The sequence below is a fragment of the Thiofilum flexile DSM 14609 genome (genome assembly GCF_000380185.1).
Classification (GTDB): domain Bacteria; phylum Pseudomonadota; class Gammaproteobacteria; order Thiotrichales; family Thiotrichaceae; genus Thiofilum; species Thiofilum flexile.
Map to the genome: position 1 here is coordinate 1 of NZ_KB904800.1, position 3,316 is coordinate 3,316.

General features: G+C 37.5%; 4 protein-coding genes. 1 reads left to right on the plus strand and 3 read right to left on the minus strand.

The window, feature by feature from the left end:
• Window positions 1-48: 48 nt before the first annotated feature.
• From A3IK_RS0115125 to A3IK_RS20515, 3 genes are all read right to left on the minus strand, one after another.
• Window positions 49-261 (minus strand): hypothetical protein, encoded by a 213-nt coding sequence (locus A3IK_RS0115125; RefSeq protein ID WP_020560824.1) that lies wholly within the window; start codon window positions 259-261, stop codon window positions 49-51.
• Window positions 258-890, minus strand: a complete 633-nt coding sequence (parA, locus tag A3IK_RS0115130) for a ParA family partition ATPase (protein ID WP_020560825.1) — start codon at window positions 888-890, stop codon at window positions 258-260. The genes A3IK_RS0115125 and parA overlap by 4 nt, the downstream gene beginning before the upstream one ends.
• A 252-nt stretch (window positions 891-1,142) precedes the next feature.
• A complete protein-coding gene (locus A3IK_RS20515; protein ID WP_020560826.1) occupies window positions 1,143-1,862 on the minus strand; it encodes a TrbJ/VirB5 family protein in 720 nt (239 codons plus the stop codon).
• A 244-nt stretch (window positions 1,863-2,106) separates the two neighbouring features.
• On the opposite strand from A3IK_RS20515, the gene A3IK_RS0115140 reads away from it, so the two are divergent.
• Entirely contained in the window at window positions 2,107-2,808 is a 702-nt protein-coding gene (locus tag A3IK_RS0115140) for a hypothetical protein (protein WP_020560827.1), read from the plus strand.
• Window positions 2,809-3,316: the final 508 nt, after the last annotated feature.

Genomic DNA, 3,316 nt, shown 5'->3' on the forward strand with positions numbered 1-3,316 from the left:
ATGTACTCATGTACTCATGTACTCATGTACTCATGTGAGTATATACACTTAACTCCTAACATATTGCTCTATAAAGCTTTTTACTACCTCAGACATCTCTTTTCCTTCCAAGGCAGCTTTAGCCTTAAATCCTTTCAATAACGAAGCAGGTACATTGACGTTTAAACGTTTCATTTCTTCTTTGACCACTTCTTCTAATGCTTGCGTTTTTTGTGGTGTGGTACGTGTCTTCTTAGCAACCATTGCATCTTTTAGGCTCACGGTAATAACTCCAAAACTTCTTGAGCTAACGCTTCTATTTCCTCTATAGCAGGATTACCCGCTTCACTAAACACAGTCTGCCCTGTAACCGCTACGGTAGGATAAATCACCCGTTGGCTAGTGCCATGTAGCAAGATAGGTAAACCATACCCCTCTAATGCCTCATTCACCTCTTGAGAGAGCTTGGTATTTTTAATCGCTCGGCTAATCACAAAAACAGCTAAAGGTTTACCATCAGTAAGTGATTGACGGGTTTTAATCAGCTCTACCAAATCTGCTGTAGCCCAAATATCAAAAGGTGAAGGTTGTACCGGAATCAGTACTAAGTCTGCACATTTAACCGCTGCCGCTGCTAATTTGGCAATTTGGGGAGCACCATCAATGACCACATAGTCATAGCCGCCTGAAATAGCGATTAAATCTGTAGGTAACGTTTCACGATCTAATCCCACGACTGGCAATACTTGCCCTTGATTCGCTTCATTCCAGTCTCGTGCGCTACCTTGTGGGTCTGAATCCACCAATAGCACTTTGGATTTTGCTAGCTTCAAGGCATGGGCTAGGTTAGTAGCAATGGTTGTTTTGCCACTCCCTCCCTTTTGATTGAGTACAGCAATGACTTGGGGCATAGGTTACATTCCATTTGGTGAGTAAATGAGTATATACACTTATGAGTAAATGAGTATAGAATATTAATCTAAAACACTTTATACATCAGCAATAAGCCATTACTGTGGAATTCTGTAGTAGCATTGATGATCATTCAAACCAATCTAACTAACCTAGTTCGATTTCATCAGCAGCCAATGCAGACATACAAGAAAAAATACTGATTAACAGCAATAGAGATAATGCTTTAAGCTTCATTTTAAACCTCTGATTTAAAATTCAAAATTTGAGTTCCAACCTGAACCTTTAGGAACTTCATAATTCAAGGTTTTTTGTTTTGCCTTAATCTCCCACGCCTTACTTCTATTAGCCTGATCCATTGCAATATTTGCCATCGTGCCTTGCATTTGAATTTGAGCAGCCACTAACTGCAGCAGCTTTTGCAGTTGCTCGACTTGTTGATTAGCTATAGCCCCCGCTACTTGGAGGGCTTGTGAGCTACTGAGCTGATCTTGAATGGTCTGCATCATGGCAGATTCATCACTCATATTTTTCGTATTGATCTGAGCCGCCTTTAATGCCTCTATGAGGCTATCTCGATTGGTCTTGCTCCAGTCATCATATTGAGTCATATAATCAGCCGTTTTGTCTGGACTGTATTTTTGCCCGTAAAACTCGGATACATTCTTTGTTATTACATGATAATTTTTATCAATTTGAGATGAGCTATAGGCGATAGCCCGCCCTTCTTCTACGACTTTGCTTAATTGTTTTAATACACTACTAGCATCCTTTAGTTTTAAATCATTCGGTTTTTCTAAATTTTTAGCTGCTTTCTTAACCTGCTTAATATTGTTATTAAGTAGTTCGTGATTTTCTAATAACTGTGTCCATGCTGTAGACTTACTCGCTGAACCTCTATCTTCGGCATTAGCTAATACAGTAATACTTAGGCTAAAAACCAGTATTAAGATACTATTTAAAACTTTCATGATTTTACTCCTAAAGTCGCTTGATTTTATCCTTGCAACAACGTATCCCCTGTTTGTTTTCACTCCAAATATTTAGCAAAAAATAAGCATAACTCTACCAATGTGCCTAATAGTTCACCCTTATTCATACAGATTTATATGTTATTGGTCAACAATATATGTACTCTAATGGAATCCAGATGCAGCTACCCAACACTCAAAAATGGCACTGCAACCTCACCCATTAATATTAAAAAGGGTATTTATGAAACAACTAACACTTATAACAATATTAGTAACTTTTATTTTATTACTTTCCGCTTCATCGCCTGCAAATGCAATTACCATCAGTGAAGAAGCTAGACAGCTAATACCGTCAAAAGGCACAACATCCACAACCGATAAACAGCCATTAGAGAAAGAACTAACGGATAAGATACAAAGTGATTTAAGGCAACTACGTGAGACAGGCGTTATCACGGTAAAAAATGATGAAGTGGTTGATCAATTTACTATTGATGCTTACAAGAAATTCATGATACCTATCAGTGATGCCCTTCCAAACTTGACCTTTACTCCTGCAACAATTAGTTACCATGAAATACAAAACAAAGAGTTGGAATTAAAAGGTGTTGTTTTAAAAAGCGAAATAACAACAGGAGAGCTAAAAGAAAAGTGGGCAGGCATTGAAAAGTTTTTTCTATTAGAAAATAAGTCTGTGTTATCCATAGAAGAAATCGACTATCCATCAACAGGAGGAAATATTTCATTCCATGAGAGCTTCATTAACGAAAGTGTTAATGGTCATCCAGCGATATTTCTAGTGAAGAAAAGTAGCAAAGGGGCTGCTCTATCTAAGTTATCGTGGTTTACTGAAAATAGGCTATTCACTATTAGCATGTCAGGGCATGTAAAAGGCAGAGGACGAGCAAATAAGCTTGTAGCACTAGCAGAGTCAATTTATTGATCCATCAGAATACTGCGTGTTCCTTAGGTTCGTTTACTGTCAGTAAGCTGACTTTTTCTACTCTAGCTCACTTATAGTGCATGAGCACATCTTTTATTCAAAATCAGTATCTTACTTGTCCATATAACGACGTTTGCTTACCAATAGCAGGTGATAGTAAATGACTATAAAACGTAAGCGTAAAGCAGCAACTAATATTGAAGCGGTAGAGCAATTTATTGATCAAGTACCAGATGCCGTGCAAAGCAAACAGGGTGTCAAGAAGGGTAACAAGTAAGGGAATTGCTAGTTCTTAGCTTTCCTCTACTTGCAAGTTACACCTAGATTCAATTACTACCCAAAGTAGCTATTTTCTGCTTTGGTTCATCTGCGATCTTTCTCTTCTTCTTTAGTGCGATAGCACAACTCTCTTCTTTTATTTTTAATACTTTTAATATTTTTAGACGTGAAATTCTTTTTAAAAATCATTATGTTACCCTTCAATAAGCATACGTTTACCCTTCAATAA

Coding starts and splice junctions, on each gene's coding strand:
- parA (WP_020560825.1), bottom strand. CDS start 890: ATGCCCCAAGTCATTGCTGTACTCAATCAAAAGGGAGGGAGTGGCAAA.
- A3IK_RS20515 (WP_020560826.1), bottom strand. CDS start 1,862: ATGAAAGTTTTAAATAGTATCTTAATACTGGTTTTTAGCCTAAGTATT.
- A3IK_RS0115140 (WP_020560827.1), top strand. CDS start 2,107: ATGAAACAACTAACACTTATAACAATATTAGTAACTTTTATTTTATTA.